Genomic DNA, 24,649 nt, shown 5'->3' with positions numbered 1-24,649 from the left:
CACGCGGGACCGACACTGCGGCGTCGGCCCCGCGGAGGGGTGTGGAGAAGATCAGGACATGTCGACGATCGCGGCGACCGGGCCGCCACCCTCGGGGCCCTGGTGGGCCGCGGAGACCGACACGAAGACGGCGGGGTCGCCGGTCACGGCAGCAGTGACGCCGCCGACGCACGCCTTGATCTGGCGGTGCCAGTGCACGTCGGAGTCGTCGAGCATCGCGTTGCGGCGCCCGCGGACCATGCCGTCCTGGCTGGCCTCGCACTTGAGGAAGACGTTGACCAGCTTGCCGTCGAGGTCGCTGGTGCGCGGGCGCTCGGGCAGGTCGAGGCCGGCCGAGCGGATCGCGTCCCAGATGCCGTCGGCGTCCAGCGCGTCCTTCATGACGGAGTGGCCGATGCGGTAGCGGCCGCCGACGCCCTTGGCGTTGCCGACGACCACGATCTGCGCCACGTCGAGCTCGACGCCCGAGGAGCACGAGGCGACGGCCGAGTAGAGCTCGCGGTTGTGCATCACGTCGGCGTCGGTGGGCATGTCGATCTCGCCGAGGGCGACGGCGATGCCGAGGCCGGTGGTGCCGTTGGAGAGGTCCATCGACTCGTGGGTGTGCTCGGTCCACACGCTCTTGCCGCGCGACTTGGCGTCGCGGATCGTGTGGATGGTGAGCAGCGGGGTCTTGGTCTGCACGTAGTGCACGTCGGCGGGGTCGGTGATGCCGGCGCGCTCCATCGCGACCTTCACGCCGGCGGCGACCTTCTCCACCATCGCGACGTAGCCGATCTCCTCCGGCAGCAGGGGCTCGCTCATCGCGAAGCCGGCGGTGAGCCGCATCTCCTCGCGCGACGGGTCGTCCTCGGGGACGTCCGTCGTGGCGAAGATCGTCGCGTGTGGGCTGATCACGCCGTCGGTGCCGCCGGACCACACGATCGGGACGCCCTTGACCTGCTCGGGGTCGGCGCCCTTGGCGACGAGCGCCTCGCGGAACGCCCGGTCCGCGATGATCCGCGTGTAGTCGTTGACGCCGCCGTTGCCCTCGGTCTTGCCGATGATGGCGAAGACGCGGTCGGCCGCGATCACACCGTCGTCGATGAGCTTCGTCAGCTCCGAGGCGTCGGCGACGGAGTGGATGGGGACCTTGCGGACTTCGATGGCGCTGGGCATGGGGTTCCTTTCAGGAGGGGCGTACGACGGTGCCGGCATCGCCGGCGACGGCTGAGGTGATCTGGTCGAGGCTGGTGATGACGCCGGTGCGGCCGGTGGACTCGACGAAGCGGCAGACGGCGTCGACCTTCGGGCCCATCGAGCCGGACGCGAAGTGACCGTCGGCGGCGTGGGCGCGCAGCTCCTCGACGCTCAGCCGGCCGAGCGGCTCGGCGTCGGGTTCGCCCCAGCGGATAACGGCGTTCGGGACGTCGGTGGCGATGACGAGCACGTCGGCGGCGGTGGTCTCGGCCAGCAGCGCGGCGCCGAGGTCCTTGTCGATCACGGCCTCGACACCGGCGAGCGACCCGTCGGGACGGCGTACGTGCGGGATGCCGCCACCACCGTTGGCGACGACGACGAAGCCGGCCTCGATGAGCGCGAGCACGGCGGGCGCGTCGAGGATCTCCAGCGGCTCGGGCGAGGCGACGACGCGGCGCCAGCCCTTCTCGCCGCGGTCCTCCCAGGTCTCGCCATGGCCCATCAGGAGCTTCGCCTCGGCCTCGGGCAGGTGGCGCCCGATCGGCTTGGTCGGCGTGGTGAAGCCCTCGTCGTCGGCGTCGACCAGCGTCCGGGTGACGACCGCGGCGCTGCGGCGGTCAAGGCCCCTCAGCGCGAGCTCGCGGTCGAGGGCGTCCATCAGCACGAAGCCGAGGGTGGCCTGCGTCTGCGCGCCGCACCAGTCGAGCGGGACGGGGGGTACGACGGCCGCGGCGAGCTCGTTCTTGACCAGCAGGTTGCCGACCTGGGGCCCGTTGCCGTGGGTGATGACGACCTCGTGGTCGTGCTCGATGAGACCCGCGACCGCGGCCATCGCGACCTCCGCCGCGGCGATCTGGTCCTCCGGGCGCGCCCGCCCGTCGGCGTTCGTCATGGCGTTGCCACCGAGTGCGAGCAGGACCCTCATGGCGCAACCGTAGTGTCGCCGCTCACGCCGACCCCACGGCACCATCAGCCAACAACGCGGGGTTTCGCTGGCAATGTTTGATACTGCTCGGGTGGGCGTGCGCAACTACCTGGTCGAGGGCGTCTCGACCGCCGGGAAGACGACGGTGGCGACCGAGCTCGAGCGGCGCGGGCACCATGTCGTGCACGGCGACCGCGTCCTGGCCTACCAGGGCGACCCGGTCACGGGCGAGCCGCTGCCCGGCTTCCACCACGAGCACCACGTCTGGGACGTCGCCCGCGTACGCGAGCTGGCCGCCGACCGGAGCGAGCCCGTCACGTTCTTCTGTGGAGGCTCGCGCAACCACGCCGCCTTCGTCGACCTCTTCGACGAGGTCTTTCTCCTCGAGGTCGACCGCGACACGTTGCTCGAGCGGCTCGACGCACGCCCCTTGGACGAGTTCGGCGCCCGGCCCGAGGAGCGCGAGCTGGTGCTCCGGGTGCACGCGACCCGCGAGGACCTCCCCGCCTCCGGCACGTCGATCGACGCCACCCGTCCGCTGGCCGACGTCGTCAACGAGATCCTGCGGCTGGCGGGCGTTCAACCCTGATAGGGCGGCGCGACGCCCCAGCCCCAGCGCGGCGTGGGTGCCTGCGCGGGTGGCTCGGCGCCGGGCTGCGAGTTCTCCATCGCCAGTCGCGTGCCCCACTCGAGGTAGCCGATGACCGCGGCCCGGAACTCCGGGTCGGCGGGCAGGCCCGCGTCGTCGGCGGCGAGGCTCATCGTGGCCGCGAACCGGTGCCGCTGCGCGGGTGTGATGGCGAGGCCCAGGTGGTGGCGGAGCATCGACTCGTAGCCGCCGTGGCGTTCGGTGTACGTCGGCGGCCCGCCGAGCACCTCGGCCCACCAGTCCGCGACGTGGGCGCGGTGGTGCTCCGAGACGCCACCCGGAAAGAAGCCGGCCAGGTCGTCGTCGGCCTCGACCCGGTCGTAGAAGCAGTCGATCATCCGGCGCAGCGGGTCAATGCCGCCGGCCCACTCGTACAGGGTCGGCAAACCCAGTTCGTCCACTCCTGCCATGCGGCCATTCCACCGCACTCACGCCTTGCGCGCGAGGTGCAGCCTGATGTCCCCGACGACGTGCACCCGCGGCGGCAGCGAGGCCAGCACGCTGCCCAGGGCGGCCTCGCGGTCGGCCGGTTCGAGCTCGAGGTAGGCCGAGACGGTCGACAGGAGGCCGACGTAGTCGCGCGCCGACACGGTCGTCCGCTGCTCGATCACGACCTGCGTGACATCGGTGAACAGGCCGGAGACGGCCATCTCGGTGCTCGGCCACTGCAGCGTGCAGTCCTCGGGCGTCCCGTCGGGTGGTGGCACGTCGTCGGCGGCGAGCCAGGGCGCGCGGGCGGCGCGTACGGCCTCCTCCAGCTCGGGATCCGCCAGGTCCCGGGGCGAGCCGAACGACGCAACGACGCCACCCGGACCGAGCAGCGCGGCCATGCGCTCCCACCGACCCTCGGGCCGGGTCCAGTGCAGCGCGGCCGCGGCGTAGACCAGGTCGTACGTCGTGGTCAGCGGCAGCTCCTCGAAGGTTGCCCGGACGGTGGCCACTCCCGGCACCCGCCTCCGCAGCTCGGCGAGCATCGCTGCGTCCGGCTCGGAGGCGGTGATGTCCAGACCGCGCGCGGCGAACGCGCGGGTCGCCTTGCCCGTGCCCGCGCCGATCTCCAGTGCCGTCGCGACGGGGCGCCCGGCGTACGCCAGCACCCCGTCGACGAGGTCCTCGGGGTAGCCGGGCCGGTAGCGCTCGTACGCCGCCGCGACGGATCCGAAGGTGAGGGCGCGCGCGGTCACGGCAGGTTCCACCAGGTGTCGAGGCGCGGGACGGCAGGCGTCGTACGCCCCTCGTGCAGCACCCGGCCCAGCCGCAGAAGGTAGGCCGCGATGCCGGCGGTGCCCTGCATCCAGCCGACTCCCGGGGGAAGCAGCGGGTCGTCGTTGCGGTGTTCGGTGAAGCGCCAGCAGGCGCGGTCGCCGTCAACGACCGCCCGCTCGACAAGCGCGTCGCCGAGCACCTGCGCGAAGGCGAGGTCGTCGTCCTCACCGCGCCGCTGCCACGCGTCGAGGACCACGTCGCCGACCCCGGCCGTGCCGCAGCAGCGGCCGTCGTTGTCCCAGAAACCCGGGTGCAGCCGCTCGGGGATGCCGGACGTGCGGAGGCTCTGCAGGCAACGGCGGTGCCACTGCGCCGTTGTCTCCCCCGCGACGTCGTCGACGCCGGCGTGCTCGAGCGCAGTGAAGAGCAGCGAGGTGCCGGTCGGGCCGTGGCACCAGGTGAACGTCACGTGGTCGACACCGGCCTGGTCCGGGATGACGTGCGGAACCACGAACCCGCCCTGTGCCGTGTCGCCCAGGGTGACCAGGTGCTCGGCGCCGCTGCGCGCAGCCTCGACGAGGTCGGGGCGTCCGAGCTCGGTCCCCGCCACCGCAAGGGCTGCCGCGATTCCCGCCAGGCCGTGCGACCAGTTCGGCATCTCGCGGTCGCGGCGTGCGGGCGGGACGTCTGCGGTGAACCGCCGCGGCACGAACTGCCAGTTGGTGCCCGCATCCGTCGGCTCGGCCTCGGCGAGCAGGATGCTCGCGGCCCTGGTCGCGAGTTCCTCGGCTCCCGGGATGCCGCGCCGGTGCGCCCACACCGCACCGAGCAGGTTGCCCGCGGTGCCGAGGGTGGCGTCGTTGATCCGGCTGTGCGGAGCGAACGGTGGGGACTCCATCCACGGCTGCTCCCAGCCGTCGTCCGTGGCGAGCTCCGCCAACCGGACGATCGCCTGCTCCGACCCGTCCGCCTCCAGGGCCGACAGGACGCCTAGGTCGCTGACCAGTCCGTCGAAGTACGAGTACGCCGTGGTGGTGGCGAGGTTGGCGCGGATCCGCGCGGCGATCCCGTCGGCGAGTTGCTGCTCCTCGTCCGTCCACGCACGGGCCTCGCGGACCTCCGCCAGCACGTGCGCGAGGCCGCCGATGCCGCTGTGCATCCCGTCGCGGTCCTCCGGCGGCCCGCCGTCGTACGGCACCGACTCGGGGATCCAGGGCCCGTCGTCGTCCCACCTGACCTGGTCGAGCACCCAGCGCCACGCGGCCTCGCCGAGGTCGGCGTACGTGTCCGAGGTCGTCACGCGCCGATCATGGCACCCGGTCATGCGCGCTCGCGACGTCATTCGGACGGCGTCGGCGCTGGCCCCGTCCATATGACGTCCTGGGATCAGGCGAGGAGGGAGGCCAACACTCGCGTGCCCACCGGCAGTCCGTGGTCGTCGTAGTAGGCGAACATCGCCGTCAGCCACGGATGGGTGCCCGGGTCCGGCACCTGCCGCACGTCCACCCCCGCCTCGGAAGCCAGCTCGCGCACTGTCGCGACGCGGGAGGCGAGCTCGTACGTCGCGCCGACGTGCCCGTCCTCCGTCAGCACCAGCGCCGCGACCGCGCCGAGGTCGGCGAGGTCGAGGAAGCCGAAGGGCACGTCGGGTGAGTACGGCAGGTCGATCGGCCCGCTCAGGTCGAGGTTCTGGAGGTAGGCGCCCGGCTGGAGGATCGTCCAGTCGAGGCCGGAGCGCCGCACGAGGTCCTCGCTGACTGCCTTGCCGAGGTGGTGCGGCATCGCGGGGATGTAGGGCGAGGCGACGGAGTGGTAGACGACGAGCCCGACGCCAGCCTCGGTCAGCGCGCGCAGGACGGAGTCGACGTACGCCGGCTCGTCGGGGTGCAGGTTGGGCGCGATGACGTACGCCGCCTTGGACCCGCCGACGGCCGAGGCGAGGTCCGGCCAGTCCGCGCGTCCCAGCGGCACCGGGTCGTCGAGTGCAGCGCAGACGGCACGACCGGTCTTGCCGTGACCACCCAGGACCGCGACGCGCACGTCAGATCCGGTCAACCTCGGCGGAGGCCGCACCGTCGGCCAGCGAGGCGTAGCCAGGACCGCGGTCGAAGAAGGCGTCGTCCTCTCGGCTCCACGCCGCGCGGCCGGAGCGCTCGGTGGCCGTCGCGGCCTCGTCGAAACCGAGGTCGCCCGCGTCGGCCGACCCCGTCAGCACGACGCCGTAGTCGCGCAGCGCGGCCTCAGCCGAGACCTTGCGCCACACCACGTCGCGCACGACGCTCTGCGGGTCGCGGGCCAGCGGATCGCCCCAGCCGCCGCCACCCGTCGTACGGATCCGGACGACCTGGCCGGCCTTGATCTCCTCGGCATCGGCGAGGGCGTCGACCTCGCGCTCGTCGGGACCGCCCGGGTCGATGACGACCTGGAAGGGCATGCCCGCCTTGCCGCCGCGCACTCCCCAGCAGGCCAGGATCGAGCGGTCGGCGATGGACATGAAGTGCGCGTCCTTGAGCATCCGAATCTGCTTCTCGTAGCCGAGGCCCCCGCGGTACTCCCCCGCGCCGCCGGAGTCCTGCGCCAGCCCGAGCCGCTCGACGATGAACGGGAAGCGCGACTCGGTGAACTCGGTCGGCAGGTTGCGCGAGTCGGGGACGACGTGGATGGTGTCCTCGCCGTCGGCGTAGTAGCGACCGCCCGAGCCGCCGCCGAGCACCTCGCGCATGAGGTAGTCGTTGCCGTCGAGGTCCTTGCCGTAGACGCCGGTGTAGCGGATCGTCTCCTGGTCGGCCGGCATCTTGCCGTCGACGGCCTTCGCCACGACGCCGGCGAGCACGCCGAGCAGCCGCAGGATCACGAACGTACGGGCGTTGGTCGGGCCGGGGTGGATCGGCGTGAGGAGCGTGCCCTTCTCGGGGAAGCGCATCTCGATCAGCGGCACGATGCCCTCGTTGACGTCGAGCTCGGCCATCCGCTCCGGGGTGTCGGCGAGGTTGCGCAGGATCGGCGCGAGCCACTTCTTGAGGAAGTTGCCGCCGACGTAGTCGCCGCAGTGGTTGATCGGCCCCCTGGCCTGCTTGCTCGTGCCGGTGAAGTCGATGATCAGCCGCGGTCCCGCGGGACGGCCGTTCTCCGGGTCCGCCGGGGCGTCGCTGACCTTGGTCAGGGTGATCCGCTGCGTGTGCAGCTGCGGCTCGTCGACGCCGTCGTGCTCGGCGTAGTCCTCCCAGACGTACGTGCCGTCGGGGATCTTGGACAGGATCTCGCGGCGGTAGGTCTCGGTCGTCGTGTCGAGGATCGCGTCGAACGCCGTCTCGATCGACTCGCGGCCGTAGCGGTCGAAGAGTTCCCCGAGCCGACGCGCCCCCATCAGGCAGGCCGAGCACTCGGCGTCGAGGTCGGCCGCGAGGCTGTCGGGCATCCGCGAGTTGCGCGTCATGATCCGCAGTGCCGACCTGTTGGGCACGCCGGCGTCCCAGAGCTTGATGGGCGGGACGGCGAGTCCCTCCTCGTACACCGTGGTTGCGTTGCTGGGCATCGAGCCCGGCACCGCGCCGCCGATGTCGTCGTGGTGGCCGAAGGCCTGCACGAAGGCGACGACCTCGCCCTGGTGGAAGACCGGGACGGTGACGCAGAGGTCAGGCAGGTGGCCGATGCCGCCCTCGGACTCGTAGACGTCGTTGTGGAAGAAGACGTCGCCCTCGACCATCTCGGCGATCGGGTAGTCGCGCACGATCGGGTGCACCAGGGCGCTGTACGAGCGACCGGTGAGCTTGCGCAGCTGGCGGTCGTGGATGCCGGCGCGGAAGTCGTGCGCGTCGCGGATCATCGGCGAGCGGCTGGTGCGCCCGATGGCGGTCTCGACCTCCATCTCGACGCTCGCCAGGGTGCCCTGGACGATCTCGACGAGGATCGGGTCGACGGCGGAGCCCTCGGCCGTCAGCCGGCCACCATGCTCGTACGACGTGGGAAGGCCGGCCGGGTTGACGGGCTTCGCGGTGACGTACGCGGGATCGACGGCGCTCATGACGCAGCCACCTTTCGGATCACGAGGTTGGCCCAGTCGTCGACCACGACCTCGAAGCCGGGGTGGACCGGGATGGTGGAGCCGAACTCCTCGACGATGGCGGGGCCGGTGAAGGTGTCGCCCGCGCCGAGGTCGCCGCGCCAGATGACCGGGGTGTCGACGTAGCCCTGGTCCGCGTCGAAGCAGACCTTGCGCTCGGTGGTCGAGTGAGGTCCCGCAGGTCCCAGGGTGGGGATCTCCGGCCGCGTGATCGGACCGATGCCGGTGACGCGGAGGTTGACCCACTCGACCTGCTGGGTCGGGTCGCCGCGGAAGTCGTAGCCGTAGAGCTGGCGGTGCGCGGCGTGGAAGGTGTCCGCCACCTGCTCGACGTACGCCCCGTCGACGCTCTGCCCGTCCTTGGCGACCGGTGCCGGCACGCTCACCTCGTAGGCCTGTCCGACGTAGCGGACGTCGATGGTGCGCTGGAACTGGTGCTGCTCGGCGGTGAAGCCCTCCTTGTCGAGCGCCTCGCGGGCCCGGTCGGTGAGGTCGTCGAGGATCGCCTGGACCGCCGCGTGGTCGAGCACCGACTCCTTGGCGACGTGGGTCTGGACGTAGTCGTTCTTCACGTCGACGGTCAGCAGGCCGAAGGCGCTGACGTTGCCCGGGTGGGGGGGGACGACGACGCCGGCGAGGTCGAGGATGTCGACGAGGCGGCAGGCCAGCAGCGAGCCGGAGCCGCCGAAGGTGGTCAACATGAAGTCGCGGACGTCGAGGCCGCGCTTGACCGAGACCTGCCGCAGGGCATTGGCCTGGTTCCACGCGGAGATCTCGAGGATGCCGGTGGCGCACCGCTCGAAGTCGAGGCCGAGCTGGTCGGCGAGGTCGGCGATGCCCTGGCGGGCCGCCTCGACGTCGAGCGGGATCTCGCCGCCGAGCAGGTGCGGTGGGATCCGGCCGAGGGTGACGTGGGCGTCGGTGATGGTCGGCTGCGTGCCGCCCTTGGCGTAGCAGAGCGGGCCGGGGTCGGCGCCGGCCGAGTGGGGCCCGACCTTGAGGGTGCCCTCGGGCGACAGCCAGGCGATCGATCCGCCGCCCGCGCCGACGGTGACGACGTCGATCATCGGGATCTTGCTCGGATAGGCACCGACGGTGCCCTCGGTGGTGAGCGTCGGCTCTCCGTCGAGCACGACCGACACGTCGGTCGACGTACCCCCGCCGTCGCAGGTGAGGATCCGCGGGAAGCCGGCGACCTTGGCGATCAGCGCGGCGCCCAGGGCGCCGGCGGCCGGTCCGGACAGCACGGTGGTGATGGGCTGGTGGACGACCTCGTCGGCCGACAGCACGCCGCCGTTGGACTTCATCACGTAGAACGGGATCACGTTGCCGGTGAAGTTGAGCAGCCGCTCGGAGATGTTGGTGACGTAGCGGCTGACGTTGGGCTTCACGGCCGCGTCGACCAGCGTGGTCATCGCGCGCTCGTACTCGCGGTACTCGCGGAGCACCTCGCTCGAGATCGAGACGATCGCGTCGGGGTGCTCGCGCCGCAGGATCTCCCGCATCCGGAGCTCGTGGGCGTCGTTGGCGTACGAGTGCAGGAAGCAGACACCGATCGTGGCGATCCCCTGCGCCTTGAACCAGCGCGCAGCGGCGACGGCCGCATCCTCGTCGAACGGGCGGATCTCGGCGCCGGTGAAGTCGAGCCTGCCCCCGACCGTACGCACCCGGTCGGCAGGCACGATGCGGTCGGGCTTGACCCAGAAGTAGGAGTTGCCGTAGCCGTCGGGCACCGACTGGCGGGCGATCTCGAGCATGAACTCGTAGCCCTCGGTGGTGATGAACCCGAGCGCCTCGACCTTGCCCTCGAGCAGCTTGTTGGTAGCGACGGTGGTGCCGTGCGAAACGGCCGTGATGTCGCGCCCCTCGGCCCCGACGATGCCAAGGATCTTCTCGATCCCGGCGATGAACCCGTCGGCCGGGTTGCCCGGCGTGCTCGGCGTCTTGGTCGTGACCAGCTCGCCCGAGTCCTCGTCGAACGCCACGACGTCGGTGAACGTGCCGCCGGTGTCGATGCCGATCCTGATCCGCCGCTGCTCAGCCATGGGGATGATTCAACCGATCCCGGCGCCGCGGCGACCACGGCAGAGCTTGCCGACGAACCGCCGGACCTTCGGCAATTCATGTCATGCCCCCACAACAGACGAAGGGCCCTCGGCAGTATGAGTGCCAAGGGCCCTTCGGTTGATGTCCAGGTCGCCGAAGCGTCCAGGTCATCGGGGTGATCGGTCGTGGTGATGATTCCGATCGATTGCTCTGGTCTTCCGATCCCAGTCACCGCATCACCCGGTGTCTGCGACTCCTCCCCAGCAAGCTGGTCGGGCGTCGTACGGATCCTCCATCCGGAGCCATCCCGCCTCCCTTGCGGGCTGCGTAGGGAGAGTTCTATGCCCTCGCAGACGGGCTGCACAAGGGCTTTCGGCAAGGATTCGCCACATACTTCGGGTTCCGGCGCGTCGTCCCCAAGCAGGCCGCCGTCATCCCCAGGAAAGCCGCCGTTGTGCACACCTCAGTCCACAGGTTCATGCACACCCCTCCCCCGGTAGTCCGGGAGGATCAGGTCAGGGTGTGGACGAGGCGAGGAGGGCCTCGACGGCCGCCGCGACCTCGAGGAGCCGGCGGTCGGCGCCGTGGCGGGCGACCAACTGGATCCCGACCGGCAGGCCGTCGGAGGTGCGGCCGGCCGGGATCGAGATCGCGGGGCAGCCGGTGACGGTGATGAAGTACGCCGAGCGCATCCAGGCCAGGTAGTCGGGCATCTCCTGGCCGTTGATCGTCTCCGGGAACTCTTGCTCGACCGGGAACGGCGGGACCTGCGAGGTCGGCAGCAGCAGCACGTCGTGGTCGCCGAAGAAGAGCCGCATCGTCTCGGACAGTGCGGTCCGCTGGGCGTACGCCCTGGCCACGTCGGCGCCGGTCAGCGACTCACCGGCCCGGATGTTGGCCTCGAGCGACGGCTTGAACAAGGTCGGGTGCTCGGCAAGCAAACGCCCGAGCTTGGCCTGGAAGTGCCACGCCCGCAGCGTGCGGAAGGTGTCGTCGGCCAGGGACAGGTCCGGTGCCGTCTCGACGACCGCCGCACCCGCGTCGGACAACCGCGTCGCGCTCGCGCGTACGACGGCTGCTACCTCGTGGTCGACCACGAGCGCGCCGCTGAGGTCGACCGAGCACGCCACCCGCAGCCCGGCGAGCGAGGCCGGGTGGAGCGGCGGCGCGAAGGACGAGCCGGGGTCGCCGAGCGCCTGCGGGGCGCGCGGGTCGGGCCCGGCGATGACGGAGAGGAGCAGCGCGAGGTCGCCGACGTTGCGCGCCATCGGCCCGCCGACCGACGTCGACTCCCACTGGTTGTAGAGCGGCCACTCCGGCACCCGGCCGAGCGACGGCCGCATGCCCACCACCCCGCAGAACGACGCGGGGTTGCGCAGCGAGCCGCCCATGTCGGAGCCCTCGGCGAGCGGCACCATCCCGGAGGCCAGGGCACAGGCCGCTCCCCCGCTGGACCCGCCGGCGGACCGCGTGGGGTCGACCGGGTTGCGGGTCACGCCGAAGACCGTGTTGAAGGTGTGCGACCCGGCCGCGAACTCCGGCACGTTGGTCTTGCCGACGAACACCGCACCCGCATGACGGATCCGCTCGACCAGCAGGTCGTCGCGGTCGGCGACCGACTCGGCGAAGATCGGTGAGCCGTACGTCGTCCGCCACCCGGCGAGCGCGTGGGTGTCCTTCACCGCGAACGGCAGGCCGTGCAGCGGGCCGAGCTCCTCTCCCGAGGCCTGGGCCTGGTCGGCGACCGCGGCCGCAGCCCGGGCGCGCTCGGCGTCGAGCGACACGATCGCGTTGAGCTCGGGGTTGCGCTCCTCGATCCGGTCGAGGTGCAGCTCGAGCAGCTCGGCCGCCGAGATCTCACCCGACCGTACGGCGGCGGCCTGGGCGCGCGCGGTCGAGTCGACCGTCAGGCCGCTCATCGCCGACGGCCGAAGATCCCGCCGACGATCACCCCGGCGAGCACCAGGCCCGCACCCACGGCCACGCCGGTGAGGAACTCCTGGCGCGAGCCGGCGGCAGCAACCGGGGCAGGGACAGTGAAGACCTGGCCGACGGCCGGAGCCTCACCGGCAGCAGCAACCGGCGCGGCGGGGACGGCCGGACCGCCGGCGATCGCCGCGTCGACGTTGCCGAAGAACTCCCCCGCCATCCGGCGCGAGACCGAGGTGAGCATTCGCTGCCCGACGCCGCCGATCATCCCGCCGACGACCGCGTCGGCGTCGTACGACACCCGCGTCGACGAGCCCTCGGGCGAGAAGCGGACGTTGACCGTGGCGCCGATCGTGCCGGGGGCACCCGCGCCGTCGAGCTTCATCACCAGCGACTCGTGCTCGACGAGGTCACGCAGCTCGCAGGAGCCGGCGTACGTCCCCTTGATCGAGGCGACGCCCGCGGTCACGGTCATCGCGTAGGCGTTCTCGCCCGTCGCCTCCAGCCGCTCGCAGCCCGGGATGGTGCGGACCAGGACAGCCGGGTCGAGCAGCGCGTCCCACGCCTGCTCGACGGGGGCGGCCAGGACGTTCTCGCCGGTGAACTTCATCGGGTCTCCTCAGCAATGGCTTCAGCGGGTACGTCGGCGTGCTCGAGGCGCAGGGCGAAGAGCTCCGACGGTGAGATCGGCATGGCGGTGATCGGGAAGCCCTCGGCGTCCTCGATGGCGGCCGCGAAGACGGCGGCCGACGGGATCACCCCGGCCTCGCCGGCGCCCTTGATGCCGAGCGGGTTGAGCGGCGACGGCGTCTCGAGGTGGTCGATGTCGATGGTCTTCGGGACCTCGGTGACGTAGGGCATGAGGAAGTCCATGAACGACGCGTTGAGCAGCTGCCCCGACTCGTCGTACGCCATCCGCTCGTAGAGCGCCCCGCCGACTCCCTGCGCGACACCGCCGTGGATCTGGCCCTCGACGATCATCGGGTTGATCAGGTGGCCGCAGTCGTGGACGACGGCGTACTTGAGGATCGTGATCTCGGCCGTGTCGGGGTCGGTCTCCACGATCACCGCGTGCATGCCGTTGGCGAAGGTCGAGCGCTCGGGCGAGTAGAAGTCCTTGCCCTCCAGGCCCGGCTCGTCGTCCTCGGCGACCGGCGGCTTGCCGGGGTCACCGACCGAGAACTGGGTCGCGGCCTTGGACGCCTCGTCGAAGGCGTAGCGCAGCGGGTTGGAGAGAACCGCGACGGTGCCGAGGTCGATCGACGCATCGGTGCCGCGCACCGTGACGACGCCGTCCGCGATCTCGAGGTCGTCCTCCGACGCCTCGAGCGCCTCGGCCGCGATCCGCAGCGCCTTCTCCCGGGCGCGCAGCGAGGCGAGGTGGATCGCGGAGCCGCTCATCACGGCCGCGCGGGACGCGAAGGTGCCCACCGCGTACGGCATCTTGCGGGTGTCGCCGGTGGTGATCTCGACGTCCTCGAACCGCACGCCGAGGGTGTCGGCGACGATCTGCGCGAACGCCGTCTGGTGGCCCTGGCCCTGGGTGGTGAGACCGGTCGCGACCTTGACCTTGCCGGACGTCTCGATGTGGACGTGCGCGCCCTCGTAGGGCCCGACGCCGGTGCCCTCGACGTAGCACGCGAGGCCGATGCCGACCCGGCGACCCTGCTCCGCCATCTCGGCGCGGAAGTCCTCGAACTCGTCCCAGCCGACCAGCGCCTTGAGCTTCGCCAGCGAGGCCGGGTAGTCGCCCGAGTCGTACGTCAGCGGACGGCCGTCCTGGAAGACGAGCCCGTGCTCGTAGGGGAACTCGTCGGGCTGGATGAAGTTGGTGCTGCGGACCTCGGTGCGGTCCTTGCCGAGGTACGCCGAGATCGCGTCCATCGTCCGCTCCATCACGAAGCAGCCCTGCGGCCGCCCGGCGCCGCGGTAGGGCGTGACGATGACGGTGTTGGTGTAGAGCGACTCGAAGACGACGCGGTAGTTGAGGGGCTTGTAGGGGCCCAGCAGCTGCGTCGAGGTGATGATCGGGACGATCAGCCCGTACGGCGTGTACGCGCCGTGGTCGTGCCAGAACTCGACGTTGAGGCCGAGCACGCGGCCGTCGTCGTCGAAGCCGACCTCGACGTGGTGCACCTGCGCCCGCTCGTGGGCCGACGAGATGAAGTGCTCGCGCCGGTCCTCGGTGAACTTCACCGGGCGGCCCAGCGTCATCGCCGCCAGCGGGACGAGCAGCTCCTCGGGCCACGGGTGGTTGATCTTCACGCCGAAGCCGCCGCCGACGTCGGGGGTGATCACGTCGACCTTGGCGAGGTCGAGGCCGAGCTTGGCGGCCACGCAGCCGCGTACGCCGGTCGAGGTCTGCGTCGACGACCACACGGTGAGGCGGGAGGTGTCGGGGTCCCAGCGGGCGACGGTGCCGCGGCCCTCCATCGGCGTGCAGGCCGAGCGCTCGACGTCGAGCTCGAGGGTCAGGGTGTGCGGGGCGTCGGCGATGGCGGCGCGCGCATCGCCGTTCTCCTGCTCCATCCGCGCGCCGACGTTGCCGGGTACGTCGTCGTGGACGAGGCGGTCGGCCGCGCGCGCGGCAGCGATGCCGACCACCGGCTGGAGGTAGTCGTACGAGACGCGGATCCGCGCCACCGCGTCCTCCGCGACGTAGCGGTCCACCGCGACCACGAAGGCGATCGCCTCGCCGACGTAGTTCACCTCGTCCTTGGCCAGTGCGTACTGCGTACGGCCGTGGGTGAGGGTCGGGTGCGGGATGAGCAGCGGCAGCGGCTCGGCCATAGCGTCGACGAGGTCGTCGTACGTCCAGACGGCCAGCACGCCCTCCACGTCGAGCACGTCGGCGACGTCGATGTCGGTGATCCGCGCGTGGGCGTGCGGCGAGCGCAGCACGGCCGCGTGCAGCAGCCGCGGGTCGTCGGTGAGCAGGTCGTCGACGTAGCGGCCCTGTCCGCGCAGGAAGCGCTGGTCCTCGACGCGCGGGACCTTGGTGCCGAAGAGCTTCGTGGTCACTGGTCGCCACCTCGCTCCCGCTCGATCTCGGCCGCGCGCAGCACCGACTTCACGATGTTCTGGTATCCGGTGCAGCGGCAGAGGTTGCCGGCGATCATGTCGCGCGCCTCGTCCTCGGTCGGGTCGGGGTTCTCGCGCAGTCCGGCGGTGATCGTGGTCAGGAAGCCCGGCGTGCAGAACCCGCACTGGAGGCCGTGGCAGTCCATGAACCCCTGCTGGACCGGGCTCAGCCGCCCCTGCGCGGTGCCGTCCGACTCGGTGAGGCCCTCGACGGTGGTGATCTCGGCGTCGACCGCGGAGACGGCGAACATCAGGCACGAGCGCACCGGCGCCCCGTCGACGAGCACGGTGCACGCCCCGCAGACGCCGTGCTCGCAGCCGACGTGCGTGCCGGTGAGTCCGCAGTCGTGACGCAGTGCGTCGGAGAGCAGCCGCCTCGCGGGCACCTGCACCTCGTGCACGGAGCCGTTGACGTGCAGCCGGACGTCGTGGAGCTGCTCGCTCATGACTTCTTCCTCTGTGCCGTCTTCTGGCGCGCGTGGTGGATGGCGTCGGCCAGGACGCGGGGGGTGAGCACCTTGACCAGGTGGGCACGGTAGGCCGCGGTGGCGTGGATGTCCTCGGCGGGCTCGAGGTCGGCGAGCGCCTTGCCTGCCGGGTCGTCGAGCGCGTCGGTGACGTCGACGACGACGGGCACGTCGCTCACCGAGACGTAGCCGAGCCGGGCGCGGACGACCTCCCCGCCCTCGGTCTCCACCATCGCGGCGACCCCGACGAGGGCGTAGTCGCCGTGGCGGCGGGCGATCTCGGCGAACGCGACACCGGCTCCCGCGGGCAGGGCCGGGAAGAACGCCTCCACGGCGATCTCGTCGTGCGCGAGGGTCGACTCGAGGGGACCGGCGAACAGCTCGGCCGCCGGGACCGTACGACGACCGCGCACCGACGCGACGTCCACGGATCCCTCCAGGAGTCGCAGCACCATCGGCATCTCTGCCGCGGCGTCGGCGTGCACCAGCGAGCCGACGGTGGTGCCGCGGTTGCGGATCGTCGGGTGCGCCACGTGCGAGAGCGCCATCGCGAGGAGCGGCTGGACCTCCGCCGCCTCGGCGGACGCGAGCACGTGGGCGTGCCGTGCGAGCGCCCCGATGCGGACGCCGGCCGCGTCGACCGAGACGTGACCGAGGTCCGGCAGGGCATTGATGTCGACGAGCATCGACGGTGCGGCGAGCCGCATCGAGAGCAGCGGGACCAGTGACTGACCGCCGGCCAGCACCTTCGCCCCCGGCTCCCGCGCGAGGGCCGCGAGGGCTTCCTCGAGGGCGGCGGGGCGCAGGAAGGCGAAGGGTGCTGGCTTCACGGGCTACTTCGTCTCGTCGGTGTGCGGGTGGTCGTGGTCGTGACCGTCGTCGTGCGTGTGGTGGTGGGCGTGCCCGGCGGCGTGGTCCTCGGCGTGCACGCCCTGCGTGCCGACGGACAGCATCGTCCCCTGGTCACGCTCGGAGGCCGGAGCCACCGCGCGGGCCAGGTGGTAGCCGCCGACGGCCACGATCGTGCCGAGCGCGATGCCGCTGAGGATGAAGTCGTCGGTGACCTTCAGGGCGCCGTCGCCGATCGCGAGGATGATGCCCGCGGAGATCGGGACGAGGTTGATCGGGCGGCCGAAGTCGACACCGTTCTCCTTCCAGATCTTGGCTCCCAGGAGACCGATCATGCCGTAGAGCACCAACGTGATGCCGCCCAGGACGGCCGGCGGAGTGGCGTTGACGATCGCGCCGAACTTCGGCACCAGGCCGAGCAGGATCGCCACACCGGCGGCGACGAAGTACGCCGCCGTGGAGTAGACCCGCGTCGCGGCCATGACCCCGATGTTCTCGGCGTACGTCGTGGTGGGCGAGCCACCGACGGTGGAAGTGATGACAGTGGCGATGCCGTCGGCAGCGACCGCGCGACCCATGACCGGGTCGAGGTCGACCTTGGTCATCTCGGCGACGGCCTTGACGTGGCCGAGGTTCTCGGCGACCAGCGCGATCACGGCCGGCAGGGCCAGCAGGATGAACGCGATGGAGAAGCTCGGCAGGTGCCAGCCCACGTCGGCGTAGCCGGGCGTGAAGGCCTGGTTGCCGATGAGGCCGTCCTTGGTCTGGCTCGGGAAGCCGAACCAGTCGGCGCCACTGACCGACGACCAGTTGACCCGGTCGTGCGGGCCGGGCTCGGGGTTGCCGGGCAGGGGCAGGGAGGTCTGGCCCCAGATGAGGTCGACGACCCACGAGAGGACGTAGCCGAAGATCAGGCCGAGGAAGACGGCGATGCGGCCGAAGAATCCGCGCAGGCCGACGGCCATCAGGACCACGGCCAGCATGGTGATGATCGCGACCCACGGGTCGGACGGCATGTAGGTCTTGGTGGCGACCGGCGCGAGGTTGAAGCCAATCAGCATCACGACGGCGCCCGTCACGACGGGCGGCAGCACCTTGTTGACCGCGTCGGCACCAAGGACGTGGATGACCACGCCGACCAGCGCAAGCACGACACCGGCGACGAGGATCGCGCCGGTGACGTCGGACGGTCCACCCGGACCGCCCTCGCCGCTGTAGGCGTAGATGGCGGTGGCGGCGCCGACGAACGACGCACTGGTGCCGAGGTAGCTCGGGACCTTGCCCTTGACGATCAGCAGGAAGCAGATCGTCGCGATGCCGCTCATCATGATCGCGAGGTTGGCGTTCAGGCCCATGATCAGGGGGAACACGAACGTCGCACCGAACATCGCGACGACGTGCTGGGCTCCCAGGCCGATCGTCTTGCCCCAGGCCAGGCGCTGGTGCGGAGCCACTGCCTCGCCGGGCGCGGGATCGACCACGTCCCACTTGAACATCGACATCTTCAGGCCTCCAGATTTCGCAGGGGTGGTGTACCCGAGAAGCCACAAACTAGTGCGCCACATCTCACACCCTCACTGGCAGGATCTGCCGAAGGAACGCCGAGGGCGATGACAAGTTCTTCTGCGGGGCGGGCCCATCCGTAGGATGCTGCACATGGCTGCGCCCCTCACCGTGGACGTCTGGCCGGTCGCCCCGATCCGTACGCCGCGCCTGGTCCTGCGTCCGCCCGAGGCCCGCCACCGGGAGGCGTTCCTCGACCTCGGATCGGACGACGAGGTCAACCACCACCTCGGCGGCGGCCGCGACCGTGCCGACCTCGACGCGAAGCTGCCCACTGTGCCCGCCGACCGCCCCGGCCAGTTCGTCGTCGAGCACGACGGCGACTTCGTCGGGTGGGTCGGCCTGGGCCGGCGCGACCCCGACCGCCCGGGCAGCGCCGAGGCGGGCGGCGTCGACCTCGAGCTCAGCTACGTCACGCCGGTGTCCGCCTGGGGCCACGGCTACGCCACCGAGGCCGCCACCGCCGTGCTCGCGTGGGCCGACGAGGTGATCGGCGAGCCCGTCGTCCTCTGCACCCAGGGCGCCAACACGAGGTCGCTCGCCCTCGCCGGGCGGCTCGGCTTCACCGAGGTCGCCCGCTTCGAGGAGTTCGGGGCCGAGCAGTGGTTCGGCGTCCGGCAGCCGGCTCTCCGGCGCGCCACAGCCGCCGACGCGCCGCGCCTCGCGTACGTCGCCGAGGAGGCGTACGCCCCCTACCTCGAGCGGATGGAGGGCCTGCGCCCCGGCCCGATGGACGCCGACTACGCCGCGGCGGTCGCGGACGCCGAGGCCTGGGTGGTCGAGCGCGCCGGGGAGGTCGTCGGCTTCGTCGTCCTCGTCGCGGAGCCGGACGGGATGCTGCTGGACAACGTCGCGGTGCTGCCGTCGCACCACGGCCTGGGCGTCGGACGATCGTTGCTGGAGCTGGCCGAGCGGCGAGCCCGGGCCGCCGGTCAGACCCGGATCCGGCTCTTCACCCACGTGACCATGGTCGAGAACCAGCGGCTCTACGAGCGCACCGGCTGGGTCGAGACCCACCGCACCACCGAGCGCGGCTTCACCCGGGTCTTCTACGACAAGCGGCTGACGGCTCAGCAATAGATCAAGGCATGGTCTAGATCTGTCGAAGATATTCCGCATTTGAGCGTAACGGGCGGGCTCGCCACGGCGCTGAAGGTTCTGACGAGGCACGGCGAGGGAGCCGTGCCGGAACCGTGAGGATCCCCATCATGCCGCTCTCCGTCCGCCTCGCCGGTCTCACCGCGACCGCAGCGATCACCCTGGCCGGCCTCGGTGCCGCCGCCCACGCCGACGAGGTCCCGCCGAGCGACCCGTGCGCCCAGCAACAGGCCAAGGTCGACAAGGCCAGCGAAGCCCTCGCCCGCGTCACGGCCGTGTTCGCGCGCCAGCAGGAGCGCGTCGAGACGGCGAAGGAGGACGTCGTCGAGGCGTCCGCCGGCCAGGAGAAGGCCGCCGCCCGCAAGGCCCTCGCCGCCGCCCGCAAGGCCACCACCGAGACCAAGGTGACCAAGCGCGCGCAGCAGCAGCGCCTCGCCAAGGCCACCGAGCGGCTGACCGCCTGCCAGACCCCGGAGACCACCGAGGCACCCGTCCCCGCCTGACCGGACCTCGTCCCGGTCAGCCGACGATCTCCAGCGCCCGCAGCGCGACGGCGACGTCGAGACGCAGGTGCGGGTCGGTGGCCACGGGGCCGAGGAGCCGCTGCAGCTTGCCGACGCGGTAGCGCATCGTGTTGTAGTGGAAGAACTGGGCGCGGGCGGCCTCGGCGACGTTGAAGTTCGTGTCGAGCAGCACCTGCAGCGTCTCGCGCAGGTCGGCTGCCTCGGGCGTGCGCTCGGCGAGCGGGCCGAGCACGTCGGAGGCGAACGACGTCAGCTCGGCAGGGTCGGGCACCAGGGCCAGCAGCCGGTGGAGGCCGAGCTGGTCGAAGCGGGTGATCGACCCGCCGCCGTGGACGCGGCGGCCGATCTCGACGGCGCGCTGAGCCTGCCGGAAGGCCTCGGGCAGCTGGCCGAGGTCGCCGGCGACGCGGCTCACCCCGGCGGAGAACGCGATCCGGCCGCCGCCGCGGTCACCGCGTACGGCCGCCGTGATCCGGTCGACCGCCGCGTGGCCGGCCGCGGCGCTCGCGTCGGGGTCGACCGGGACGAGGGTGACGACCTCCTGGCTGAAGGCGACCGACGCGATGCTCTCGTCGACGGTCGCGGACACCTGTCGCCAGGCGTTGGCGAAGCGGTCCTGCCAGGCGCGCCGCTCCTCAGGGCCCGGGGCCAGGGCGGCGATCGCGTCGGGGTCGAGCACCGCGACCACCACCATCACGGGGCGGTCCAGCTGCCATCCGAAGGCCTGCGCGTGCTCGGCGACGTACGCCCCCTCGCCGGCGCGACCGAGGAACACGTCGCGCAGGAAGTCGCCGCGGTACTTGTTCTCCACCGCCGTGATCGCCTCCTGGCGCGTCACCAGCAGCGCGGCCACGATCGCCGCGCGCTCGAGCGCCTGGGCGTCGGAGGAGTGGATCGTGCCGTCGGGTCGCAGCGCCACGAGCCGCGCGAGGTCGACGCCTGCGGCCACCACCCGGCGCAGGAGCGCCTCCCCCTTGCCGACCGGGGTGCCGTCGGGATCGATCCGCTCGACCCGCAGCCGACCGCTCGGGTCGAGCAGGTGGGCGTCCGCGAGCGCCGCGCGCTGGGCCTCGTCGAGGTGGGCCGCCCGCTCGCGGCCGTCGGTCGAGGTGAAGACGACACCGCAGCCGAGCGCGTCGCCCACCGCCTCGGCGATCGCGGCCAGGTCGCCGCCCTCGAGCACGATGTGGGTGAGCGCGGTGTGGAGTGCATCGGCACGCTCCAGCGCGGCGACCGCCTCGGGGTCGCTTATCAAGTCTTGGCCCACTTCTGCCCCTTGCTCCAACAAGATGTGACATTCGCGAGTGTGTCACGGGCCGATACCGTCTGGGGAGTGATCCCCCGCCAGATCCCGGTGGCCGCGCCGACCCGAGTGCGGCAGCGGCTGGCCGAGGCAGCGCCCGGCCCGAGGCCGGTGCTGCACGCGAGCGCGACGGCGATCTACGTCGACCTCGACGGCCTTGCCCTCGGGCTGGTCTCCGCGACGGCGAGCCGGGTGCCGTGCGCCCTGTGGTCGACGCTGCCCGATCTGGGCGACCTCGCGGGCCAGCCGGTGACCGTCGGCTACGGGGCCCTCACGATCGGCGGCACCGAGGTGCGGATCAGTCGCCTCGTCGATCCCCGGATCACCACCGTCGGACGTCATGGGACACCGCGGATCGAACCTCTTCTCGCGGTGCCCTCGGGCTGGGACCTGCCCGCCGACGGCAGGCTCACGACCGCCCACCTCGATCGGCTCATCGGCCGCGGTCCGGGCCTGACGCCCCTGGGCGACGACGTGCTGGCCGGATGGCTCGCCACCCGCGCCGCCCTCGGCCGCCCGGACCCCGTGCTCGCGGGGGCCGTACGCCGCCGCATCGGCGTCACCACCCTTCTCTCCGCGACGCTCCTCGACTGCGCCCTGCACGGCGAGGCGTTCCCCCAGCTCGCCGACTGGCTCGCCGACCCGTGCCGCGACACCCGCGCGGCGCTGCTGGCCGTCGGCGCGACATCGGGGGCCGGGCTCCTCGCCGGCGCCTCCCTCGCGCTCGCCTCCGTCGCCACCGAACAGCCCACCGACCGCCCAGGAAGGGCCGCCGCATGAGCACACCCCACGACGTTCTTCTCCTCCGCTCCGCTCCCCCGAACAACGCCGCGGGGACCCCGTGACAACGGACCACGTCGAGCTCCGCAGCGGCGCGTACGCCGACTCGGTGACGCTGCTGCAGGTGAGCCGGGCCGTCCAGTCCGCGCCCGGGGTGGTGGCGGCCCAGGTGGCAATGGCCACCGGCCTCAACCTCGAGGTGCTCGAGGGCATGGGCTTCGCCGTGCCCGACTCCTCCCCCAACGACATGGTCGTCGCGCTCCGCCTCGACGACGACGCCGAGGTGGCGACCGCCCTCGCGGCGGTCGACGCCGCACTCGTCCCCACCCGGCCATCCTCCGGCGACACCTCCGTGGCACCCCCGCGGACGACCGCTTCGGCGCTGCGCGGCGGAGCACCGGACTCGCTCGTGCTCGTCTCGGTGCCGGGTGCCAGCGCCACGGTCGAGGCGATGGACGCGCTCGAGGCCGGCCACGACGTGATGATCTTCAGCGACAACGTGCCGGTGGCCGAGGAGGTGGCCCTCAAGCACTACGCCGCCTCCCGCGGCGCCCTCGTCATGGGCCCCGACTGCGGCACCGCGGTCATCGACGGGGTCGGACTGGGCTTCGCCAACGCGGTGCGTCCCGGCCGGATCGGCATCGTCGCCGCCTCGGGCACCGGCTGCCAGCAGCTGCTGGCCCTGCTCCACCACGCCGGTGCGACCCTCGAGGGAGTCGGCGTACGCCACGCGCTCGGCGTCGGCGGTCGCGACCTGTCGTCCGCCGTCGGCGGCATCTCGACCCGCGAGGCCCTGCGCAGGCTCGACGCCGACACCGACGTCGACCTCGTCTTGGTGGTCTCGAAGCCGCCGGCCCCCGAGGTCGCCGAGGCGCTCGGCCGCGACGCCGAGGCGCTGGACACCCCCGTCGAGCTGGGCCTGCTGGGTCGCGGTCAGCGCGACCTCACCGCGGTCGCCGAGGCGGTCCTCGCGCGGCTAGGCCACGACGCCCCCGACTGGCCGGTCGTCGGTACGGACAACATCGGCGCGGCCACGGGTCCGTTGCTGCGCGGCCTCTTCGTGGGCGGCACCCTGTGCGACGAGTCGATGCTGATGGCGACCGAGGCCCTCGGCCCGATCCGCAGCAACATCCCCCTGTCCGACGACCTCTCCCTGGGCGACGACCTCTCGGCCGACACCCACACCATGGTCGACTTCGGCGACGACGCCCTCACCCAGGGTCGGGCGCACCCGATGATCGACCCGACGCTGCGCAACGAGCAGCTGGCCCGAGCCGCCGCCGACCCGACGACCGGCGTGATCCTCCTCGACCTCGTGCTCGGCCACGGCGCCGAGCCCGACCCGGCGGCCATGCTCGCGCCCGCGATCTCGGCGGCGCGCGCGCACCGGCCGATCCCCGTGATCGTCAGCCTCGTGGGCACCGACCTCGACCCGCAGGGCCTTGCGGCCCAACGGGACGCCCTGGTCGCAGCCGGCGCGGAGGTACACCTCTCCAACGCGGCCGCCACCCGCCGCGCCCTCGACCTGATCGGAGCGTTCCAGTGAGCGAGCCCACCGTCGTCACCGTCGGCGCAGGCATGTTCGCCGACGCCGTGGCCGGCCAGGCCGTCGGCGTCGAGCGCGTCGACTGGCGCCCGCCGATGCCGGGCACCGAGGCCCACCTGGCGACCGTCGCCACCGACCCCCGCCGCCCCGAGGCCAACCGGCGGGCCGTCGAGGCGATGCTCGGCGTCACCGCCCACCTCGTCGACGTCGCGCCGGCGTCCGAGGTGCTCGGCCTCGAGCCCGGCCAGTTCCTCCACGCCGGACCGCCGATCGAGTGGGACCGTACGTCCGGCCCGCTGCGCGGCGCCCTCATGGGCGGCGCCGCACTCGAGGGTCTCGTCGACGACCCCGAGGACGCGGTCGCGCTGTTCGAGTCCGGCAGCAGCGTCAGCCTCGAGCCGTGCCACCACCGCAGCGCGGTCGGCCCGATGGCCGGAGTCGTCACGCCGTCCATGTGGATGTGGGTCCTCGAGGACCGCGCCACCGGGCGTCGGACGTACTGCTCGCTCAACGAGGGCCTCGGCAAGGTGCTGCGCTACGGCGCGTACGGCCCCGAGGTGCTCACCCGCCTGCGCTGGATGAGCGACGTGCTCGGGCCACTCCTGCAGGCCGCGGTGCGCGGCACCGCCGAGGCGACCGACGTCACCGGCGTCCTCACCCAGATGCTGCAGATGGGCGACGAGGCCCACAACCGCAACCGCGCCGGCACCCTGATGCTGCTGCGTGACCTCGCCCCCGCCATGGTCGGGAGCGGCTTCGACGCCGGTGACGTGGCCGAGGCGCTGCGCTTCGTCGGCGGCAACGACCACTTCTTCCTCAATCTCGCGATGCCGGCGTGCAAGCTCGCCCTCGACGCCGCGCGCGACATCCCCGGCTCGACGATGGTGGTCGCGATGGCCCGCAACGGCACCGACTTCGGCATCCAGGTCTCGGGCACCGGCGACGAGTGGTTCACCGGCCCCGCCCAGGTCGCGGAGGGCCTCTTCCTCGGCGACTACGGCCCCGACGACGCCAACGCCGACATCGGCGACTCCGCGATCACCGAGACCGCCGGCATCGGCGGCTTCGCGATGGCGACCGCCCCGGCCATCGTCCGTCTCGTCGGCGGCTCGGTGCCCGACGCCCTCGCGACCACGCGCCGGATGCACGAGATCACCCTCGCCGAGAACCCGCGCTGGACGGTGCCCGTCCTGGAGTTCCAGGGCACGCCCACCGGCATCGACGTGAGCCGGGTCTGCCGTACGGGGATCCTGCCGCAGATCAACACCGGCATGGCCGGCCGCGTCGCCGGCGTCGGCCAGGTCGGCGCCGGACTCGTCACGCCGCCCGCGGAGATCTTCCCGAAGGCGCTGGCCGCGCTCGCCTCCCGATCAGCGGTGGTCCAGCCACCTTCCTGATCTGAGGACTGTGGCTCCACCACCGCCCGCGGGCGCGCGACGCC

The 24,649-nt window shown here is 72.1% G+C and carries 21 protein-coding genes; 6 read left to right on the top strand and 15 right to left on the bottom strand.

Annotated features, from left to right (window positions below; all coding sequences use genetic code 11):
- Nucleotides 1-51: 51 nt before the first annotated feature.
- A complete protein-coding gene (gene bar / locus EUA94_RS15285; RefSeq protein ID WP_129427750.1) occupies nt 52-1,158 on the bottom strand; it encodes a barbiturase in 1,107 nt (368 codons plus the stop codon).
- Nucleotides 1,159-1,168: 10 nt separating this feature from the next.
- Nucleotides 1,169-2,104, bottom strand: a complete 936-nt coding sequence (locus EUA94_RS15280; protein ID WP_129427749.1) for a carbamate kinase — start codon at nt 2,102-2,104, stop codon at nt 1,169-1,171.
- 91 nt (nt 2,105-2,195) lie between these two features.
- Here EUA94_RS15280 and EUA94_RS22750 point away from each other — a divergent pair, with 91 nt between their 5' ends.
- Nucleotides 2,196-2,693 carry a nucleoside/nucleotide kinase family protein gene (locus tag EUA94_RS22750; RefSeq protein WP_242494905.1) on the top strand — a complete coding sequence of 166 codons (498 nt, stop codon included), beginning with the start codon at nt 2,196-2,198 and terminating at the stop codon, nt 2,691-2,693.
- Here the strand turns inward: EUA94_RS22750 and EUA94_RS15270 are convergent.
- The 12 genes from EUA94_RS15270 to EUA94_RS15215 all read right to left on the bottom strand — a co-directional run bounded on the left by EUA94_RS15270 (nt 2,684) and on the right by EUA94_RS15215 (nt 17,896).
- On the bottom strand, nt 2,684-3,163 hold the full coding sequence (locus tag EUA94_RS15270; protein WP_129427747.1) for a group II truncated hemoglobin: 480 nt from the start codon (nt 3,161-3,163) through the stop codon (nt 2,684-2,686). The genes EUA94_RS22750 and EUA94_RS15270 overlap by 10 nt on opposite strands.
- An 18-nt stretch (nt 3,164-3,181) precedes the next feature.
- Entirely contained in the window at nt 3,182-3,937 is a 756-nt protein-coding gene (locus EUA94_RS15265; protein ID WP_129427746.1) for a class I SAM-dependent methyltransferase, read from the bottom strand.
- On the bottom strand, nt 3,934-5,259 hold the full coding sequence (locus tag EUA94_RS15260) for a lanthionine synthetase LanC family protein (protein ID WP_207210571.1): 1,326 nt from the start codon (nt 5,257-5,259) through the stop codon (nt 3,934-3,936). Before EUA94_RS15260 ends, EUA94_RS15265 begins: the two co-directional genes overlap by 4 nt.
- Nucleotides 5,260-5,345: 86 nt before the next feature.
- The gene (locus EUA94_RS15255; protein ID WP_207210570.1) at nt 5,346-5,999 is read right to left on the bottom strand and encodes an SDR family oxidoreductase; all 654 of its coding nucleotides are present in this window, start codon (nt 5,997-5,999) and stop codon (nt 5,346-5,348) included.
- Nucleotide 6,000: 1 nt separating this feature from the next.
- Nucleotides 6,001-7,983 (bottom strand): hydantoinase B/oxoprolinase family protein, encoded by a 1,983-nt coding sequence (locus EUA94_RS15250; RefSeq protein WP_129427744.1) that lies wholly within the window; start codon nt 7,981-7,983, stop codon nt 6,001-6,003.
- Nucleotides 7,980-10,067 carry a hydantoinase/oxoprolinase family protein gene (locus EUA94_RS15245; RefSeq protein WP_129427743.1) on the bottom strand — a complete coding sequence of 696 codons (2,088 nt, stop codon included), beginning with the start codon at nt 10,065-10,067 and terminating at the stop codon, nt 7,980-7,982. The genes EUA94_RS15250 and EUA94_RS15245 overlap by 4 nt, the downstream gene beginning before the upstream one ends.
- A 516-nt stretch (nt 10,068-10,583) precedes the next feature.
- Nucleotides 10,584-11,987, bottom strand: coding sequence for an amidase (locus EUA94_RS15240; protein WP_129427742.1), 1,404 nt, complete (start codon nt 11,985-11,987; stop codon nt 10,584-10,586).
- Nucleotides 11,984-12,607: an SRPBCC family protein gene (locus EUA94_RS15235; protein WP_129427741.1), complete on the bottom strand. Its 624-nt coding sequence runs from the start codon at nt 12,605-12,607 to the stop codon at nt 11,984-11,986. The genes EUA94_RS15240 and EUA94_RS15235 overlap by 4 nt, the downstream gene beginning before the upstream one ends.
- On the bottom strand, nt 12,604-15,018 hold the full coding sequence (gene cutA / locus EUA94_RS15230; protein ID WP_129427740.1) for an aerobic carbon-monoxide dehydrogenase large subunit: 2,415 nt from the start codon (nt 15,016-15,018) through the stop codon (nt 12,604-12,606). Before cutA ends, EUA94_RS15235 begins: the two co-directional genes overlap by 4 nt.
- Nucleotides 15,015-15,524: a (2Fe-2S)-binding protein gene (locus EUA94_RS15225; protein ID WP_129427739.1), complete on the bottom strand. Its 510-nt coding sequence runs from the start codon at nt 15,522-15,524 to the stop codon at nt 15,015-15,017. The genes cutA and EUA94_RS15225 overlap by 4 nt, the downstream gene beginning before the upstream one ends.
- Nucleotides 15,521-16,375 (bottom strand): FAD binding domain-containing protein, encoded by an 855-nt coding sequence (locus EUA94_RS15220; RefSeq protein WP_129427738.1) that lies wholly within the window; start codon nt 16,373-16,375, stop codon nt 15,521-15,523. The genes EUA94_RS15225 and EUA94_RS15220 overlap by 4 nt, the downstream gene beginning before the upstream one ends.
- Nucleotides 16,376-16,378: 3 nt before the next feature.
- Complete coding sequence (locus tag EUA94_RS15215) at nt 16,379-17,896, bottom strand: uracil-xanthine permease family protein (RefSeq protein ID WP_129427737.1); 1,518 nt, start codon at nt 17,894-17,896, stop codon at nt 16,379-16,381.
- Between the two features lie 154 nt (nt 17,897-18,050).
- Between EUA94_RS15215 and EUA94_RS22435 the strand changes: the two genes are divergently transcribed.
- Nucleotides 18,051-19,037 (top strand): GNAT family N-acetyltransferase, encoded by a 987-nt coding sequence (locus EUA94_RS22435; protein WP_207210569.1) that lies wholly within the window; start codon nt 18,051-18,053, stop codon nt 19,035-19,037.
- A 128-nt stretch (nt 19,038-19,165) separates the two neighbouring features.
- Entirely contained in the window at nt 19,166-19,558 is a 393-nt protein-coding gene (locus EUA94_RS15200) for a hypothetical protein (RefSeq protein WP_129427736.1), read from the top strand.
- Nucleotides 19,559-19,574: 16 nt separating this feature from the next.
- Here EUA94_RS15200 and EUA94_RS15195 read toward each other — a convergent pair whose 3' ends face one another.
- Nucleotides 19,575-20,834: a PucR family transcriptional regulator gene (locus EUA94_RS15195; protein ID WP_129427735.1), complete on the bottom strand. Its 1,260-nt coding sequence runs from the start codon at nt 20,832-20,834 to the stop codon at nt 19,575-19,577.
- A 78-nt stretch (nt 20,835-20,912) separates the two neighbouring features.
- On the opposite strand from EUA94_RS15195, the gene EUA94_RS22180 reads away from it, so the two are divergent.
- The 3 genes from EUA94_RS22180 (at nt 20,913) to EUA94_RS15180 (ending at nt 24,605) form a co-directional block, all read left to right on the top strand.
- Nucleotides 20,913-21,662 (top strand): oxamate carbamoyltransferase subunit AllH family protein, encoded by a 750-nt coding sequence (locus tag EUA94_RS22180; RefSeq protein ID WP_165356912.1) that lies wholly within the window; start codon nt 20,913-20,915, stop codon nt 21,660-21,662.
- 61 nt (nt 21,663-21,723) lie between these two features.
- Complete coding sequence (locus EUA94_RS15185; RefSeq protein ID WP_129427734.1) at nt 21,724-23,208, top strand: FdrA family protein; 1,485 nt, start codon at nt 21,724-21,726, stop codon at nt 23,206-23,208.
- Nucleotides 23,205-24,605 carry a YlbE family protein gene (locus EUA94_RS15180; protein WP_242494904.1) on the top strand — a complete coding sequence of 467 codons (1,401 nt, stop codon included), beginning with the start codon at nt 23,205-23,207 and terminating at the stop codon, nt 24,603-24,605. The genes EUA94_RS15185 and EUA94_RS15180 overlap by 4 nt, the downstream gene beginning before the upstream one ends.
- Nucleotides 24,606-24,649 lie beyond the last annotated feature (44 nt).

The sequence above is a fragment of the Nocardioides zhouii genome (assembly GCF_004137345.1).
Lineage (GTDB): Bacteria > Actinomycetota > Actinomycetes > Propionibacteriales > Nocardioidaceae > Nocardioides > Nocardioides zhouii.
This window is presented reverse-complemented; position numbering and strand designations above follow the sequence as displayed.

What these genes read in the sequence shown, in the direction of transcription:
- EUA94_RS15235 (WP_129427741.1), bottom strand. Translation starts at nt 12,607, where the DNA reads ATGAAGTTCACCGGCGAGAACGTCCTGGCCGCCCCCGTCGAGCAGGCG.
- EUA94_RS15280 (WP_129427749.1), bottom strand. Translation starts at nt 2,104, where the DNA reads ATGAGGGTCCTGCTCGCACTCGGTGGCAACGCCATGACGAACGCCGAC.
- EUA94_RS15215 (WP_129427737.1), bottom strand. Translation starts at nt 17,896, where the DNA reads ATGTCGATGTTCAAGTGGGACGTGGTCGATCCCGCGCCCGGCGAGGCA.
- EUA94_RS15240 (WP_129427742.1), bottom strand. Translation starts at nt 11,987, where the DNA reads ATGAGCGGCCTGACGGTCGACTCGACCGCGCGCGCCCAGGCCGCCGCC.
- EUA94_RS15250 (WP_129427744.1), bottom strand. Translation starts at nt 7,983, where the DNA reads ATGAGCGCCGTCGATCCCGCGTACGTCACCGCGAAGCCCGTCAACCCG.
- bar (WP_129427750.1), bottom strand. Translation starts at nt 1,158, where the DNA reads ATGCCCAGCGCCATCGAAGTCCGCAAGGTCCCCATCCACTCCGTCGCC.
- EUA94_RS15270 (WP_129427747.1), bottom strand. Translation starts at nt 3,163, where the DNA reads ATGGCAGGAGTGGACGAACTGGGTTTGCCGACCCTGTACGAGTGGGCC.
- EUA94_RS15245 (WP_129427743.1), bottom strand. Translation starts at nt 10,067, where the DNA reads ATGGCTGAGCAGCGGCGGATCAGGATCGGCATCGACACCGGCGGCACG.
- EUA94_RS15200 (WP_129427736.1), top strand. Translation starts at nt 19,166, where the DNA reads ATGCCGCTCTCCGTCCGCCTCGCCGGTCTCACCGCGACCGCAGCGATC.
- EUA94_RS15225 (WP_129427739.1), bottom strand. Translation starts at nt 15,524, where the DNA reads ATGAGCGAGCAGCTCCACGACGTCCGGCTGCACGTCAACGGCTCCGTG.
- EUA94_RS22435 (WP_207210569.1), top strand. Translation starts at nt 18,051, where the DNA reads ATGGCTGCGCCCCTCACCGTGGACGTCTGGCCGGTCGCCCCGATCCGT.